Genomic DNA, 18,705 nt, shown 5'->3' with positions numbered 1-18,705 from the left:
AGTAGTGTCATTGACGACGCGCCAAAGTTACGGAACTTATACATCTAAAAAATTGTCCTGCGACAAAATCTTGCCGGATATGAAAACTATTTATGTGCTCTAAGACGACTGAGTGTTGGAAGTGTTACTCCCAGATAAGATGCAATATATCCCAGTTTCACCCGCTGACATACTTGAGGAAACTGTTGCTTAAACTCTTCGTACCTCTCTTTTGCAGAGAGTGTCAATCGATCTTTGTGTGAACGGTGCAAACGTCTGTATTCGTTTTGATGAATGATTCTTCCCCAATTGGCCAGTTCGATATTGTTTTGAAATAGCCGGAGCAAGTCGGTGAGTGATATCTTATACGCAACAACTTCTTCAAGCGTTTCCACAAATTCCTCGCTTATCTTATTATAATACAGCTCATCCATACTGAAAACAATACTTCCTTCGTATGCAAAGGAAGTTGTTATTTCTTCTCCGTTTACCAGCCAGAAAGAGCGAGTCATTCCTTTTTCAATGAAATAAGCCGATTTACAAAATTTATTTGCCTCTATCAATTTATACTTCTTGGGGAAATGACAGATTGTTACATTTTCCTTTAAAGTTTGTAGGGTATCATCAGAGAGTGGATACAAAGAATTTATCTTGTTTATTACATTTGTCATAAAGGTGATGCTTGATTCTTTTTCATTAGCTACAAAGATAATGCAAACCGAGAATAGAATAAAATGAGCTTGTTCATTTTTTATGCCAAGGTACAGCTTATCTTCGCTTTTTGGCAAAAATAGGAAAAACAATTCTGTCCACCAATATAATCATATTGTTTATATCGGGATTCTCCTTTAGAATGCTAAAAAACTGAGTAACAATTGTATGATTCTTTATTAAAAATCAGCATATTACTTTATTAGTCGGTTAAAGTCCTATTCATTCTGGTTTAGAGCAGCCCTATTGCTGCATTATATTTTGCCAGGCTTGTGCTTTTGTGTATTGCTTTCCATGCTTTACGACCGATTTGTGGTTCAAGATACTCCCAGAAAGTTTTCATTTTGTTGAGTAATTGATCTTCGCCGCCTTCAAGTCGTTCTTCATAACGGGTAAATACAATCTTGTGCATTTTGTACAGTCTCTCTTTCATATCCTCGGTGGAAAGGGACTTTTTCTCTTTATATTCGATGGCCAAAGCAGGATTCATCAGTAACCCTCTTCCAATCATGATTCCGGATAGAGTGGGGAAACTGTCGTGAATACGTTTTATATCCTCAATATTACTAATATCTCCATTATAAATCAAAGGGTGGCGACAGACTTCTGCAAAGGCGGCAAATCCTTTCGGATCGGTATCTCCTTTATATTGCTGTTTTCCCAATCGCGGATGCATAGTGATATGTTTCAATGGATATACATTCAATATAGGGGCTAACTTCAGACACTCTTCAGCATTTTCCCATCCCAGACGCATTTTCACAGAGAAATTTATTTCCGGATGTCTTTGGGTGATTTCTAATAGTTTCTCTACTTCTTTGGGAAAAGGAAGGATGCCGGAGCCGTTGTGACGTTTGGCTAACATAGGAAACGGACACCCCATATTTATATCTACTTCCTTATATCCCCTTTCGATGAAAAGGGATAAAATGGTCTCAATTTTTTCTTCCTCATGTCCGATAAGTTGGGGTATCAGATGGGGGACTTCGTTATTTCCTGGTTCTATATCCCGAACATCTTTATTCCGGAACGCTCCTTTGTCGAGTCGGATAAAGGGGGTATAATAAGTATCTATTCCACCAAAGATTGCGGAATGCGCATTACGATAGATCGCGTCGGTATATCCTTGTAACGGGGCAAAATGAATTGGAAGTGTTTCTGGCATACAATATTTTTTAGGAAGCAAAAGTAAGGGTAATATTTCTCATTGTCAACTATAAAATGAAAAAGCCTCATTCTTTGTTTTGGGGGAAGAATGAGGCTTAGAGATATATAGGAGGAGAAAATAGCTGACTTTTATTTGTGTCTATTTGCGTTAATCTGCGTTTCATCAGATCGGATTACTTTGTGTGAGTTTGTAGTGAGTTTAGTTCATTTCTTGTCTCAGATATAAATTGAATTTTACTATACTTACTCCGATTCGCATTCAACTGTTGGATTGTTATCCTTTTTTTCTTGAACTTTTAATCTGAATTGATTGGGAGATATATTAAATTGTTCTTTAAAAAGACGACAAAAATAGTTTGGGGTACTGAAACCTACTGTATTTGATATTTCTTTGATAGACAATTCTCTATTCTGTTTGAGTAGTATCATGGCTTGTTTCAGTTTGTGCTTGATCATAAAATCTCTGGGTGACATACCTGTCAGAGACTTGAATTTGGTATAGAACGAGGTACGCCCCATGTACATATTTTGGGCCAGTTGATCAATGTTAAACTCCGGATTAGATATATTTTCGTCAATGATTACTGTTACTTTGTCTAGAAATTCCTTGTCCAGTTTATTGGTTGCTAATAAGGAAAGGTCAATTTCTGTTTTCTGGGCAAATTGGTTGTACAGAATTTTACGTGAACGGATGATGTTATTGCATCTGGCTAACAGAATTTGTGGTCTAAAAGGTTTGCATATATAATCGTCTGCTCCATACAATAATCCTTTCAAATGTTGTTCTGGCATATTTAATGCAGTGAGCAATATGATAGGGATGTGGCAGAATTCGATATTGTTTTTTATTATATTACACAATTCTGTACCCGTCATGACAGGCATCATAATGTCGCTTACTATCAGATTAGGGCTAACTTTGCGGATTATGTCCAGTCCTTCTTGACCGTTGATAGCCGTTTTAACAGTATAGAGTGGGGTGAAGATATTTACCAGAACCTCTAAAAGTTCCGTATTGTCCTCGATTAGGACAATAATAGGTTTTTCTTGTTTTATCAATAATTCCATTTCAGTGTCATTTTTTTCATTTGGAGGCAGAGGTATATCCGGTAGTAGGGGAAGAGTATTGTCCTGCTCTTTTGTGAAACGGACGTGAGGATGGTTGGTTAAATGTTCTTTACCCAACTGTAGGCTGAGCGTAAAAATAGAACCTTGTTTGGGTTGGCTTTTAACATGTATATTTCCTTTGTGTTTTTCCACTATACTTTTTACTAACGCCAAACCTATGCCTGCTCGGAAGAACTGTTTCTGGTCTTGTATTTCATTGTCTGCTTGATAAAAACGTTCAAAGATGTGAGGTAGATCTTTTTCTTCTATGCCTACCCCATTGTCAGTTATAGATATGTGCAGTTGGTTTGTGGCTCTGTCGGATGTTAAGGTTATACTGACAGTACCGTTTTCGGGAGTATATTTAAATGCATTAGAAAGTAAGTTGTAGATTACTTTTTTTATTTGCTTTCCATCAAACCATACCTCAAGCTCTTCTTTACATGGAATCATCTTGATTTGTATATTACGTTGAGAGGCGAGTTCTTGAAAACTGTTGCAAATATCTGCAATATACTGGTTAATGGGATACGGAGACACATGTAACATATAATGCCCTTGTTCGTATTTTCTGAATTCAATGAGTTCGGTAATTAGGTCGTTGAGTAGCCTGCATTGGTGTATTACCTTACCGAATCTATTACGGGTGACCTGTGTCAGTTCGTTTTCTTGTTGTATTATTTCTAACTGTCCGATAATTAGTGTGAGGGGAGTCCTAAATTCATGACTTACACTTGTAAAGAATTTGAACTTAGCCTCATTAAGTTCTTTGATGTGTTGCTTTTCCATCTGTTCTTTCCTAATAGTGTTTTTCAGCTTTTTACGTGCATACAACGTACGATAGGTAAGTCCGGTACAGGATAGGAGTATGGTTGTCCACAATGTCCAACCCCACCAACTGGTATACCAAGGAGAACGTACGGTGATTTTTAGACGTGCCGTAGGAAACGTTTGATATAGGTTAGCTCTCTGTACTTCAAGCGTATATTTTCCTGGGGGTAAATTTGTATAGGAGACGGATTTTTGATTTGTGTGATACCAGGTCTTGTCGATACCTATTAAACGGTATTTATACAAATTTTGACTTTCATTGACCGGAGCTGTGGAAGAAAACTGGATTTCAATCTTATTTTGGTCGTGATTTAACCAAATTGCTTGAGTAAAAGGCAACTCGTTGGATAAAATTCCGGTTGGATCGTTGGGAGTGATTAGGTTATTGTGAACATAAAGCTCAGTAAAATATAACTGGTCGTTTATAGAGAGATTTTCTTTTTTTTCTTTCATAATAACAAGTCCGTTAGTTCCACCGATATAGATTTGCCCTTCTCGATCAACTTTCAGTCCACAATCTGAAGTGAAGGCATCTAATGGGAGAGACGGACTTCCAACGGAAAGCACCTGCTGTATAACTCCTTTTTCACTCATAAATGCGATTCCATTATCACCTGTGACAATTAGATTGTGCTCTGATGTTTCAGCTATCCGGTAACAATATTGGTTAAGTAGTGAAGAAGGGGTTTGAGGAAAGGGTTCAAAAAGTTGAGTCTTTCGGTTCAGTTTCATTACGCCGTACTGTGATGTAGTGATGTAAATCTCTTTTTGAGATGATTCAAAGATTTGTCTGATTGTACAGGCAAATCCTTGTTTACGCAGATTATATACGGAAAGTTGTTTTCTCGTTTTTATGTCAAATTTACAAAGCTGTTCGTTGACTGCAACCCACAGGCAAGTATCTGTATCCAGAAGAACGTGTGAGGACTTGTTTGTTTTATAAAATAATTGAGCTTCTTTTCTTTTTAAAGAATAGATGTAAATACCTTTAGCAGCGGAGAGGAAAAGGTTATCTCCATTTTGGATTATGGTGTTAATGATATTGAGGTCGGAAGTTTTATCTTGTCCGATTTCTGCCTTAAACGTATTTGTGAATGGATTATATGTGTATAATCCTTTGCCATAAGTCCCGATGTATAGCAATTTTGACTTTGGATCATGCAGAACTGATTTTAGATTTGGGTGAGGCTGAAAGAAAGGAGGTTCAGTAGAGTTAAAGCGGGTGATTGCTTCTTTCTTTGGATTAAGCATGTTGAGTCCACCGCCTTCTGTACATATCCATATATTTCCTTGGCTATCTTCTGCCATACAGCCGACTACAGGGTGGGAGAGTGTATTGGGGTGATCTGATGTATTGTAATAGTTGAATGAATTTTGATTGATAGATGCATAGTTAACGCCACCGAAGTAGGAACCTATCCATAGAATGCCACTCTTGTCAACGAACACCGTATGAATTGAAGAGTCTGTAATGCTTCCAGATTTATTCTCTCTCGTATAGGAGGTGAATTTGTCATTTTGTAAATTATATCGATAGAGTCCAGTGAATGTTCCAAACCAGATGTTTCCATATTTATCTTCAGTGATTTTCCGGATTTTATTGTCATGTAATCCTTTGGATAATGAGTTAGAGGTGTTGTATGTTAATATAGTACCGTCTGGTTGTATACGGAATAATCCGTCATTGGAACTTCCTACCCAAATATCACCATTACTTGAAAGAAACATGCTTGTCATGCTTATTTTATTAATAATCTGATTAAAGTGTTTGTCGTCATCTGTGTAGAAGATTCCACCATAGTAGGAAAACCACTTTCGGCCTTTCTTGTCAATTACAAGAGCGCGAGTATTAGCAGTTGGGAGCTTTTCTATTTGAGGAACCAGTTCTTCTTTATCTTCATTCCACCGATATAGTGTATGGTCAATAACTACCCATATGGCACCTTGCTGGCTGTATAGGGGTAAATTTCCTTTGTTCTGGATTGATTGGAAAGTCCTTTTACGTATGTTGTATTTAACGAGTGCTTCGGACGTTTGGAAAAATACATCACCATTCGTGCTACATACAATATTGCTTACAATACTTCCTTCGAATGAAGATATATCGTTTGTATTAAAACTTGGTTTGTAGGATGTAATAGTATTACCATCGTAGACGCTGATACCTTCTGCTGTACCAAACCATATTCTACCTAATGAATCTTGAGTAATGGCAAATACAGATGGATGTGCCAACCCGTCTTTGGTATTCAATTTGTTGAAATGTATAGCTTGTATTTGTAAAGGAATAAATAAAATCAAGAAAATTGTAAGGAGACATGTTTTCATAATTTCTTTGAGCGTGTTTAGTTTTCCGAGTCTTTTATGAAACGTGTTGCAAGTTTATGAAGAAAATATAGAATATGCAAGAGAGGATAACAAATATAATTCGCATAAAATTTTATATATGGCTTATTATAACTAGTTAATGTATGTTTTCTTCACTTTTGTTGAAAGTGTTTTTTTAATGAAATAAAACAAGAAAGATATTAGATTTCATATTCTATTTCTTTTTGCTTTTGAACAATAATATAATTACTCTGTATGCAGAGTACATAGAAGTTGTCTTTTTTTTCTGTTATTTGCATCGTTATTCATTGGTAAAAGTATATATTGAATGAAGATTCGTAAATACTGTAGATATATAATCAGTTTTAATTTTGCCCCAATTAGGAATCATAATTAGAAAAATGAGTGGTATTACCTTGCTAATATATTGATTTTTTTAATGAGGTTGAGGATAGAATTGATGATATGATTTACTGAATGATAGTATTTTTGATAAATGAAAAACAATATTCAACTGCTGATTTACATTATTTATTCTTAATTAAATAGAACTTTGTAGTAATATATCTTTATAAAAATACAGAAATGAAAAATAAAGGATTTTTGATTTTGTTTTTATTACTTAGTTTGATAAGCTATGGACAAAGAGCAGAAAGGCAAAGTGCTATTGATAATTGCCGCCGTTACTATAATGAAGGCTTGAGAGTAAACAATAGTGGGAAGAGAGAAGCTATAAAGAAACTTCGTTCAGATTTTGCGGCACGACCTTATCGTTATCACCAACTGGGAAAATCTCTTACAGCCGAACAGTGTCTGGATATGATTGATATAGAGGGAGTTTTCGTGGACTTGAAGAAAAAAGAACAAGAATATCTGCAGAAAAGCGAAATCCAAAGGCATCTAAGGGAAACACAAAATATTGTTGCTGATGTGGTAAGTATAGCTCTGGCTCGTCTTTGGATAGTAGGGGATGCTTATCGTAGAGGAGAATTGTCTGTCGAAAAGTCTACTTCGGATAAAGTGTGGAAATCAATTATTCATTATACTAGTCTGGAATCAGGGCGTCCAAATGAATCAACCCGTTTTCTGGACTCTTGTTTTGGAACTCCTACTATGGCTACTAATATTTATTTTTGTTATCTTAGTGAAATGGACAAGGCGGAAGCCGGAGGAGCTGGACGGTTGGTGACCGAAGCTTGTGAAATGTTGAAAACGGTAGGTCTGCAGGCTTGGACACAACCTTATAGGAATGATGAAACAGACAAGAATGTGGTTTCGGTGGAGCGCTTCCGTAATCATGTCTGGTGGGTTGGAGGTAATGGATTAGGATACCGTGCACTCTTGCCGGTAGCAGCGATGTTCAGTTCTATACCGATGGTTGATGTTGTGGCTGAGGTTTGTTTAGGTGCTATCAGCGTTACTTCACAAAATACTTATTACGAAGCTTTTTGGAGGGAAGGGTTTACTGCTGACGGTGCAGGCTGGGGGCATGGTAACCAGTGCCTTATTTGGGGGTATCCCATTCATGGAACAGCCAGTGCATTAGGCATTTTGAATACTTTGAGAGGAACTCCGTGGGAAAAAAAAATGAAGCCAGAAAATACGGCCGCACTTATGAATTTTTTCCGGGGAGGAAACTGGTATTATTATAAAGGACATCGTTTGCCTTGTTTGGATCGATATTCGGCGGTCTATAATCCGGAAAGAACGTCTATACCTTATTCCGGACTGTTGAATAATGTCATAACCTATTGGAAAGATTCATTTTCTCTTGAAGAACAGCAGGAGCTATTGCAATTGAAGCAGGAAGTGGATCGGAATGATATCAGGATGGAAAATTATTGTTCCGGCATGTACCAGGGAACAAGATGGTTCTTTAATAATGACGATTTGATAAAGAAAACACCGGATTATCATATTATGGTTAATATGGCTTCTGTTCGTTGTGACGGTTTGGAGAGTGCTCCTTCTTTTGCCGACTGTTATAATTTTTATACGACAGACGGATTGACGCTGTTTCAACGTTCTGGTGATGAATATTTCAGAATTATGGGCGGTTGGGATGTGACAGCTTACCCTGGAGTAACAGCTCGTGAAGGAATGGAAAAATTGAATCCTGCTGAAAACTGGCGGGGATACTGCAGCAAACATAATTTCGCAGTTGGAGCTACAGATGGTGGAGATTATGCAGTGGGTGGATATATTTTTGAGAAGATGAATGCATCGGATAAAGATGGGGTGAATGATCGGGGAAACAGGGAAATCCAAAATGCTATATTGTACGACTTCAAAGCTTATAAAGGATATTTTATGTTTGGAGACTATTTTGTAGCTCTTGGAGCGGGAGTTACTAACGATAAACCGGAATTGGAAGGAAATATACGGACCACCATTGATCAAACTAATCATTCGTCAGATATATATATACTTGAGAAGGGAGGAAGAAAGAGGCAACTAGGTAAAGGAGCTAATTCATTGAAAGGAGATATGTGGGTTGTACAGAAGGGGCAGTTCGCTTACCGTATTTTACCCGAGTTTACGCGTAAGGCATTTGCCACTAGTGAAAGTATAAAGGCCAGATGGGGGCAGATGAATAATAATAATGAGAAAAAGAAAGGGCTTCCGAAACAGATAAATATATTGCACATGTGGGCTGATCATGGACGGACTCCGGTTAATGATACTTATGGATATGTTGTCTATGCCGGTGGAGGGCAGCCAAAAGACGAACTCCCTTTCCGGATATTGCGTAACGATACATTGGTACAGGCGGCATGTTCTATAGATGGGAAAATTATAGAAAGTGTTTTTTATCCAGGACATCGGGGATTGGAAGTTGGTAATATATCTTTGACTGCTTCTGAGCCTTGTGCAGTACTGATAAAGGAAGAATCGGAGAACTTTATTATTACGGTGACTGATGCTTGTATGAATACTTCTCTGAATGAAATTACTTTGTATTTTAATGGGCGTGTTATTAACGTTCCTGTCCCTCAGGGCGAACTTGGAGGGAAACCTTCAACTATAATATGTAATAAATAGAGTATAGATATGAAAAAAATGTTCTATTGGGATTATTATTCTGTTTCAATCTTACTTTACTCCTTTATAAAAAAATAAAAAAAGCGAAAATTACGTGGACTTTGGGGTAGAAATAGTAAGTTTGTCTACTGAAAAATAACCTTTTTAAGTATCACAAAATTATGAATAAGTCAACCGAACAAACTCTTTGGGGATTATTGGAAAATATAACAGAAAACCTTAAAGGCAAACGATTGGCTGATGTTTTTCGTTTTATTTCTTTTTACCCGTCTGAAACTTATGGACCGCACAAACATTTGCGTATTGAGATTAATTATGTTAAAAAAGGAAATTGTATCCTTCATTTGGACGATGAAAGTGTCACTTTTCGTGAAGGGGAGATTATGATTATTACTTCCGGTATAAGTCATCTGTTTGAAGCCGGTTCTGAAGGAACAACATTGATGCAACTTGAATTTTTGCCGGAAGTTTTTTCTCATTTTAATTTTAAGGCGGAAGGTGAGACTGCTACCTTTATGTCTGTGACTCTTTTTTCTGAAGAAAACAGATTAATTAAGATTGTGAATAATGTGCGTATTATGCGTGTGGTACAACGTATTGTAAATGAATTGGAACTTAAGAGCCAATATTATCAATATCTGGTTGTGATGTACTATGCAGAGTTGCTTATTTTAATATATCGTTATATGGACGAGAGTTATTTACCTATCTGTACAAATGATTCATTAAAAAAGGCAATAGCCTATATTCGTCTCAATTATCAGTCGGAGATTACAATGAATGATGTTGCGGAATATGCTGGTATTAGTGAGCGTTATCTCCGGAGATTGTTTTCTCAATATCTCAATTTGTCACCTTTGGATTACCTCAATCAAATGCGTATCAATAGAGCTATCGAACTGTTGAGAAATACAGAAATGTCTGTGAAGGAGATCTGTTATTTGTGCGGATTTCGGTCACCGCAGTACTTTTCGCGTATCTTTAAACAGCAGATGGGCATTTCTCCTCGTGAAGTAACAAAGTAGGATGTCCGTTTTGTACATTTATTCCTTATATCCGACCCTTTCTGCATACGTTCCATTCAGATGAATCTTTCTTTCTTTTTTTACTATACGCTATCTTTGCTTTTATTTTAAGTGACTGAAATAAATTCTTAAAGTAATAGTAAAATGAAAGAATGGAAAGATGATAAAACTTTGGTTATCTTACTTGATGAAAAGTTTTCCTTAATATTATATGAGTATATTATTTTTGTAAATAAAATTATTAAAGAATGAGAAAGTATTTCTATCTGGTTTACATAACATTGTTTATGTTGTATTCACGAGGACAGGCACAGGAAATATCTGTTCCTCGTTTGTCGCCTTTACCTGACAATATTGAAAAGCAACAAATTTCTTTAAATGGGACATGGTTGTTTCATACTTCACCGGAAGATGAATTCTGGAGAAAAAAAACAATATCTGGATGGGAGACTATTGAAGTTCCTGGTGAATGGGTGATGCAAGGTTTTGATGTAGAAAAAGGGAAGGCGGCAGGATATCATCGGACTTTTATAATTCCTGAAGCGTGGAAAGATAAACGAATTAAACTGCGTTGCAATGGGATTTACAGTGATAGCCGTATTTATATTAATGGTAAAGAGGCTGGAAGTCATTTGGGAGGATTCACGGCATTTGAATTAGATGTAACTGCATTGGTTTATTGTGGAAAAGAGAATCGGATAGCTGTGTCCGTAGCTTCGGAAAGTTTGGCAGATGCTACATCTAATGCATCTCGTTATGCGGTTCATCCTTTAGGAGGTATCATCAGAGATTTGTATTTGTTTGCTTTACCAGAAGTCAATTTATCAATGTTTCATACTTCTACGTCATTTGATACACTTTATACTAATGCTACTTTGACAGCCGAGGTTGCTATAGCTAACGAATCAAAATCAGAAGCAAAAAATCTTTCTTTACATTTTACATTAACGGATGCTGAAGGAAATGAGCTTCCTTTGAAATCAGCGGTGTATTCACTTCGTAATTTACGAGCTGGGCTGATCGATAAGCAAATTATAAATTTTGATATATCTCATCCTGTTAAATGGGATTCTGAACACCCTTATCTCTATACATTGACATGTCGGTTGAAAGAAAATCGGGATATATTATATACTACTATTCGTCGTATAGGGTTTCGGCAAATAGAAATTCGTGGGAACCAGATGTTTATCAATAATATGCCGGTGAAACTACGGGGAGTTTGTCGGCATGAAGTGATGCCGCTTCGAGGGCGTTCAGTGAACGGAGGTATCTGGAAAAAAGATGTGGAATTGTTCCGCCGTGCTAATGTAAATTATATTCGAACTTCTCATTATCCTCCCGATGAAGCTTTGTTGGAAGCATGTGATGAATTGGGAATGTTTGTTGAGGTAGAAGCGCCATTTTGTTGGGCGCATGAAACAAAAGTACCTGAGGAAAAACATGAAGTTGTTTTGGTAAACCAGCATGTTGAGATGGTGAATCTGAATCGAAGTCATCCTTCTGTTATTATGTGGTCAATGGGGAATGAATCGAAATTGTTTGCCGAATATTTTCAACGTGCTTCTGATGTGATCAGGCAGATTGATCCGACGCGTCCACGTATATTTAGTCAATGGAAGCCGGATGCTGATGGAGGGATGCTGGAAGTGACCAACCATCACTATCCGGGACCGGATGGTCCGGATTTGTATCGTAATGATAAACGTCCTGTTGTGTTTGATGAATTTTGTCATTTAAATGCGTATAATCGTTTGGAGTTGGCTGCTGATCCGGGATTACGCAATATGTGGGGAGTTTTACTGGATGAGATGTGGAATCGTATGTATCATAGTCAAGGAGTATTGGGGGGAGCTGTTTGGGCTGGTATTGATGATACCTTTTTCTTACCAGGAGAGAGAGCTGTTGGTTACGGTACATGGGGGCCTGTCGATGGTTGGCGCCGTGAGAAACCTGAATATTGGGGGATGAAAAAGGCTTTTAGTCCGGTTAAAATTATCCAAGAGAGTAATATGTCTTCAGATGGAAAAGTACGTTTTCGTGTTGAGAACAGACATAATTTTAGTAGTTTGTCTGAATGCAAATTGGAGTGGAAGGTAGGAAAGGAAAAAGGGAAGGTGATTACAGACATTCCCCCTCGTTCTGTTGGCACAATTGAGATACAGTTACCGGAATCTTTGCGGTGTACCGAAATATTGGAGTTGTCAGTGGTTGGTACCCGTGGTTTTGTAATTGATCAATACTGTTTTCGTATTTTACCAGAGAAAATCGATCCTGTAAGAAAGCCGATCGGAGGAAAATTGATTTGTGAAGAAAGAGAAGAGACTATTGACATTCAAACAGGTCGCTGTTTGTTTTCTGTGAACCGTCGTGATGGAATGTTATCGGTTTGGTCTGATGGAAAGGAAGTTTTATGTCAGGCGCCAACATTAATGTTACTTCCATTGAATGGAGAGGGAGAAGGTATACAAATGACAGGAAAGAATCAGAAATTTACTCCTTTCAATCCTGTTTGTGAAAACTGGATAGCACAATCTATATCTTATGCTTCTTCAGACAAGGAGATTAAGGTAAGAATTACGGGGACTTATAAGGAAGCTCAAGGAACATTGGAATATCAGATTTGTGCTGATGGAGAAGTGGCGATTGTCTATGATTTTACAGCACTTCAGGAACTTCATCCCCGGCAGGTTGGTTTGGTATTTACATTGCCTGTCTCCTTTACGGAGTTAAGCTGGAAACGGAAAGGTTATTGGAGTGTTTATCCCAAAGACCATATAGGTGCATTAGAAGGGAGTGTAAAGGCTTTCGATTCCAGTTTACCAATATCCGGATTGGCTGGTCCTTCCAAATTACCTTCTGTTCCTTGGTCGTTTGATCAGACGGCAGCCGGATCAAATTTATTTCGATCTACAAAAGAAAATATCTATGAAGCTGCTCTGAGAAGTGTGGATGGAGGAGTTCTTGGTATTATATCAGACGGAACACAGCATGTTCGTACATGGGTTGGTCAAGATTTTGTTCATCTGTTAGTGGCTGATTATAATAATGCCGGCAGAGAAAATTTCTTGATGTCGCATGCGGAGAAAGGATATAAAACGCTTCATAAAGGTGATAAGGTACAAGGAATAATAAATTTGGTTTTCTAAAATGAGAAGAAGGATCTGAGAAGAACATCTCTCTATACTTTTACCGGATTTTAGAATCAATAATAAAAAGAGGGTGTCCTGTGTGGACACTCTCTTTTTTTACGGAGAGGTATTCTTTTTAGAAACATACCATCTCGTGGGGGAATTTATAGAGTAATTAAGGTAGAAAAATGTTTTTCAAGATAGAAAAAAAAGTCAATAGTTCCCGGATGGCATCCAGTTGGAGATTACTTACCTATCTTTGTTTTGATTACAAAAGTACAATATCATCTGTGGTACAAATGCTTGAATTGTATCTATTATGTACAAATAAGTCCTTTTATGAGAAAAATGAGTATGCGTACGAATTTGTACATTTGTTGGACAGAAATAGGTGTTGGTTATGTTTGTCTGTTGTATCTTTGGAAATAAATTTATTATTAACGAAAACTAATTTGTTATGAAAAGAAATCTATTACTAGTATTTTGTTTAGCGTTTGTTTTGAGTATAAATGCGAAGGTTGTATATGTAGCTTCTACCGGTAATGCTGGCAATGACGGTAGCTCATGGGATAAAGCTGTGGATAATTTGACTACGGCTATGACAAAGGTTGTTGCAGGAGATGAGATTTGGATGGCTAAAGGTACCTATGTAATTAATGAAACATTGGTTTTGGCTGATTATGTAGATATATATGGAGGTTTTGCTGGTACAGAAACGGCTATAAACCAACGTGTACTTGAAGATGCCTCAAAACCTTGGTCATTTGTTAATGAAACGGTTTTGACTGGAAATGGTGGTGATTATCGTTTGACGGATGTAAATAAAGGATTTGATAGAACTGAAACGACTTACATTGATGGTTTGACGGTAAGCGGTCATGGTACGACTAATGATAAGATCTGTTACTTTAATAATAACTTTGTTATCCAAAATTGTCGTTATATTAATAATAAAATAGGTGGAAAGGCTCTTTATGTAGAGGAGAACTCGATTGTACGTGATTGTTATTTTGCTGGAAACTCGGCTTTTAATGAAAGCAAGCAAACGGGTGCTAGTGTATTGCAAGGACGTGAGTGTGGAAAGGCTTCGGCTGTAGCTAATACGATCCTCAATTGTGTATTCGAAAAGAATAGTATTCAGTGCCTTAGTATTTATAATACAGCAACTGCTGCTGGTGATACTTATGCAGCACAGACTACAAAGGTAGCCGGATGTGTGTTCCGTGATAATACTTATTCTTGTTTGAGTGTCAATTCTCAATGGCCTGCAAGTACGGAAGGTACTTATACCGCTGATAGAAAAGTAGTTGTTTCCGATAATCTGTTTGAAAATAATGTGTCTGAAGTGAATGTTATTTCTTGTCAGGCATATACAAGTGCTGATTTTGTAAGAAATGTTATCCGTAATAACTCGGTAACATGTGATGCGGCTACCGGTTCTAACTGGAGAACGGCTGTTCTGTCTTTGAGTAATAACTTCCGCATGGCAAACTGTTTACTTGTGAATAACTCTTCTACTGCTTTGTTAATGTATCAAGGTATGTCAACATGGGTTGGAAACTCGACTTTTGCCAATAATGTAGGTTCTATCTATATAGCTGAGGGAAGCTATGCTGAGTTGGGAAATAGCATTGTGTTGGGCAATACGGCTACTCATCAAGGTAAGGATATTTTCTGTGTAGATGCGGCAGATTATGTAAATTATGTGGAATTTACGGCCGTGGATGGAGATAATGATGATGTGAGCGGAGATTGTATTACGACTACGGCTGCTGAAACATTTAAGAAACCGACTTCTTTTGTTGGCGTAGCTACTGATGACGCGCAACGTGCAGAGCTTGCAGCTGCCGACTTCAGTTTGCAAGCTGGTTCTGTTTGTATCGGTGCCGGACAACATGACTTTGAGTCAATGGCTGTATTACCGGATTGGATTGAAGCTAACTTGCAGACAGATTTGGCTGGTAACGATTTTGTGAAAGAAGCCGGTAAGGTGAATATGGGGGCTTATCAAGGTGATTTGGGTACCGGATTCGGTAGAATTGACGCTGAGACTTCTTGTCAAGTATGGGTTTATGGTAATACGCTAACTGTAAATGTCGCTGCTGAAAGCGCTGATTTGACCGTTTATACAGTTGCCGGTACTGTTGTGGCTAACGCTGTTTTGCAGGAAGGCAATAATGAAATTGCTTTGCAGAATGGTTTGTATGTCGTACAGATTGTTACTGCATCGGGTGTGGAAACAGCCAAGGTATTGATTAACGAGTGATATTGAGTAAAGAGATAATAGAGAAAGGAGCCAGTGGTGTTAATTTGTGTTTCCTTTCTCTATCTTTAATTTAATTTTATATTTAATATATGAAAAATTTCAAATTTTCTTGTTTGTTTTTCGTAGGATTACTCTGTTTTGCTCTTTCGAGCTGGGCACAATCCTCGATAACAGTAAAAGGTAGGGTAGTGGATACTGCCGGTGAGAGTGTTATCGGAGCGTCAGTACTGGTTACGGGTACTACCATTGGTACTATAACAGACTTGGACGGTAATTTCCTTTTATCTAATGTAGATCCGAAGGCTTCTTTAGAAGTGTCGTACATTGGTTATAAAACGTTGCAGGTAAAAGTGAACGGGCAAACTTCACTTACGGTTACTTTAAAAGAAGATACACAAGCATTGGAAGAAGTTGTCGTGGTGGGTTATGGTGTGCAACGTAAATCCGATTTGACCGGTGCAGTAACCTCTATCAAGACCGATGATTTATTGAAGAGTATGCCGGTATCGGATATTTCTCATGCATTGGAGGGACGTATCGCTGGTATGAGTGTCGTATCGGGAAGTGGAGCGCCGGGTTCGGGAGCTACTATGCGTATTCGTGGTATGAACTCCCTTAAGGCCGATGGTGGTCCGGTAGTGGTTATCGATGGTATGATCGGTGGTAGTTTAGCATCTTTGAATGCATCGGATATTGCCAGCATTGAGGTGTTGAAAGATGCTTCTGCGACAGCTATTTATGGTGCTTCGGCTGCCAACGGTGTGATTTTGGTTACGACTAGAAATCCGGAGGCTGGTAAAGTTCGGGTGGAATATAACGGATATGTCAATTTTAAGACCCCTTATGATTTGCCAGACATGTTGTCTCCCGGAGAATTTGCTGACCTTGCTAATGACTATGGGAAAGAATTTTATGCAGAACCCAGACAGTTTTATACTCCGGAAGAAGTGGCCGGTTTCTATAATGGCGGAGGTTTTGATTATATGAAGCATATTTTTCGTGACGTGGCTATAGAGCATAATCATGCACTCTCTGTTTCCGGTGGTAGTGAAAAAACCAAGTTCTTGTTCTCTACCCGTTTTAATTATAACGATGGTATTGCTAACAAAACGGATGCCCAGAATTTTAACTATCGTTTGAAAGTGGATTCGGAAATTCGTTCGTGGTTGAAAGCCGGATTCAATTTTTGGGGTAATTATTCCAAGAGTAATGGCGGACGTTTCTCCCAATACCGGGGTGTATTGGCAGAAGGAATGACGATGGCGAATACTATTCTGCCGACTGATGAAGAAGGAAACTATAATAATTTTGATATTACCGGTCAAGCGCGTTACAATCCTATGGGTATGGTTAATGAAGTCATTTCCGATGGATATAGTTATACATCCCGTTTGCAGGGTTATGTAGATGTGAAATTGTGGGATGGTTTGTCTTTCCGTATGAATCAGAGCGTTATTTTCGGAAGTAAATGGAGTGGAAGTACCAATAATGAAAAATCATATGCTGTATGGGCCGGTAATGGTAAGACATCTGCTTCTACTAACTTCCAACCTACTTACAGTTGGAATAATCAGAATATTCTTACTTATATAAAAGAATTCAATAAGAATCATCGTATCAATGCCACATTGGTGTTTGAGCAGAGTCACAGTAATAATATGCAGCAGAAAGTCAATGTGAGTGACTTGTATTCTGTTAATATCGGTCATAATAACACAGGTTTTGCTAAAGCGATTACCAGTGTACCGGGAGATCATGTGAAAACTTCATCTATGGCTGCCTTGGCTCGTGTGAACTATGTATTTATGGATCGCTACATGCTTACAGCTTCCTGGCGTTATGACGCATCGTCTGTATTGGCTTCCGGTAACAAGTGGGAGCAATTCCCGTCACTGGCATTGGCTTGGAACGTTAAACAGGAGAATTTTTTGCAGAATGTAGACTTTTTAAGTCAGTTGAAACTGCGTCTTGGATACGGGCAGGTTGGTAACAGTGGTGTAGCTGCATACTCTGAATATACGCAAGTTGATCCTAGCTTTTTGCCCGATGGAAGCGTTTCCTTCGCTGTGTCTCGTTTAGGACAGCCCGATTTGAAATGGGAACGTACCGAACAATGGAATTTGGGATTTGATATGGGCTTTTTTAACAATCGCTTGACAGCTACATTGGATTTATATCATAAAAAAACTCATGATATGTTGTTGGATGTAAATGCACCGCTCTATACTAATTTTTCCAGCCGTTTGAGAAATGCAGGTTCGATGCTGAACAAAGGATATGAAATCGCTATCGGTGCTGATCCGGTAGTTGGAAATGAATTCAGTTGGAATACTACTCTAACGCTTTCTCAGAACCAGGCTATTATAAAAGAGTTGGCTAGTGAGAATGATTATATTACTTTGTCAGGATATGAAGCTGGGCACTATCGTTACTATGAAGGTCGTAGGGTCGGTGTTCTTTATGGATATGTGTGCGAAGGAGTATGGACTACCGAAGAGGCTGCCAAAGCACCCGCAACCATGAATGCAAAACCAGGTACTTATCGTTTTAAGGATTTAACCGGTGATGATGCTATTACGGAAGCAGATCAGACTGTGATAGGAAATGGACAACCGCGTTTCCAATGGGGATGGAATAACTCGTTCAGATACAAGGATTTTGATTTGAGTTTCTTAATTTCGGGTGTACACGGCTTTGATATTTATAATAAAACCCGTGAAATGCGTTTAATAGGTGGTGAAAATATTATACTTAGTCCGAATCCGGAGTTGTTGAATCGTTGGACTCCGGAAAATGACGTGAATACAGGTATACCGGGTTTTATACCCCAGACTAATGGTTTGACTCCATCTAGCGAATTTATAGAAAAAGGAAGTTATGTGAAAATTAAAAACATCACATTAGGCTATACTTTACCTAAGAATCTCACTCAAAAGATGCGTATCAGTAACTTAAGAGTTTATGCCTCCCTGCAGAATCCATTCTTAATCAGTGGTTATTCGGGATTGGATCCGGAGGTTGCTTTGAAGAGTCCGTTGACACCGGGTATCGATTATGGGTATTATCCTAATGGGCGTAATTATTTATTGGGTTTGAATTTAGCGTTCTAACAGAAAAG

The 18,705-nt window shown here is 38.0% G+C and carries 8 protein-coding genes; 5 read left to right on the top strand and 3 right to left on the bottom strand.

Annotation, left to right across the window (positions count from 1 at the left end; all coding sequences use genetic code 11):
• Positions 1-86 precede the first annotated feature (86 nt).
• The 3 genes from VCM39_RS21580 to VCM39_RS21570 form a co-directional block, all read right to left on the bottom strand.
• A complete protein-coding gene (locus VCM39_RS21580) occupies positions 87-650 on the bottom strand; it encodes a Crp/Fnr family transcriptional regulator (RefSeq protein WP_221648475.1) in 564 nt (187 codons plus the stop codon).
• Positions 651-922: 272 nt separating this feature from the next.
• Complete coding sequence (locus VCM39_RS21575; protein ID WP_221648476.1) at positions 923-1,855, bottom strand: tRNA-dihydrouridine synthase family protein; 933 nt, start codon at positions 1,853-1,855, stop codon at positions 923-925.
• A 245-nt stretch (positions 1,856-2,100) separates the two neighbouring features.
• On the bottom strand, positions 2,101-6,123 hold the full coding sequence (locus VCM39_RS21570) for an ATP-binding protein (RefSeq protein WP_289292656.1): 4,023 nt from the start codon (positions 6,121-6,123) through the stop codon (positions 2,101-2,103).
• A 585-nt stretch (positions 6,124-6,708) separates the two neighbouring features.
• Between VCM39_RS21570 and VCM39_RS21565 the strand changes: the two genes are divergently transcribed.
• The 5 genes from VCM39_RS21565 (at position 6,709) to VCM39_RS21545 (ending at position 18,697) form a co-directional block, all read left to right on the top strand.
• The gene (locus VCM39_RS21565) at positions 6,709-9,165 is read left to right on the top strand and encodes a polysaccharide lyase family 8 super-sandwich domain-containing protein (RefSeq protein ID WP_322933597.1); all 2,457 of its coding nucleotides are present in this window, start codon (positions 6,709-6,711) and stop codon (positions 9,163-9,165) included.
• A gap of 161 nt (positions 9,166-9,326) precedes the next feature.
• On the top strand, positions 9,327-10,190 hold the full coding sequence (locus VCM39_RS21560; protein ID WP_221648479.1) for a helix-turn-helix domain-containing protein: 864 nt from the start codon (positions 9,327-9,329) through the stop codon (positions 10,188-10,190).
• Positions 10,191-10,438: 248 nt separating this feature from the next.
• Positions 10,439-13,339: a glycoside hydrolase family 2 TIM barrel-domain containing protein gene (locus tag VCM39_RS21555; RefSeq protein WP_322933598.1), complete on the top strand. Its 2,901-nt coding sequence runs from the start codon at positions 10,439-10,441 to the stop codon at positions 13,337-13,339.
• A 439-nt stretch (positions 13,340-13,778) separates the two neighbouring features.
• Positions 13,779-15,587 carry a T9SS type A sorting domain-containing protein gene (locus VCM39_RS21550; protein ID WP_322933599.1) on the top strand — a complete coding sequence of 603 codons (1,809 nt, stop codon included), beginning with the start codon at positions 13,779-13,781 and terminating at the stop codon, positions 15,585-15,587.
• An 89-nt stretch (positions 15,588-15,676) separates the two neighbouring features.
• Positions 15,677-18,697, top strand: coding sequence for a TonB-dependent receptor (locus tag VCM39_RS21545; protein WP_322933600.1), 3,021 nt, complete (start codon positions 15,677-15,679; stop codon positions 18,695-18,697).
• Positions 18,698-18,705: the final 8 nt, after the last annotated feature.

Origin of the sequence: Bacteroides mucinivorans, assembly GCF_034654355.2 — a bacterium.
Classification (GTDB): domain Bacteria; phylum Bacteroidota; class Bacteroidia; order Bacteroidales; family Bacteroidaceae; genus Bacteroides; species Bacteroides nordii.
Note: the sequence above shows the minus strand (reverse complement) of the source record. Positions and strands in the feature narration are given on the sequence as shown.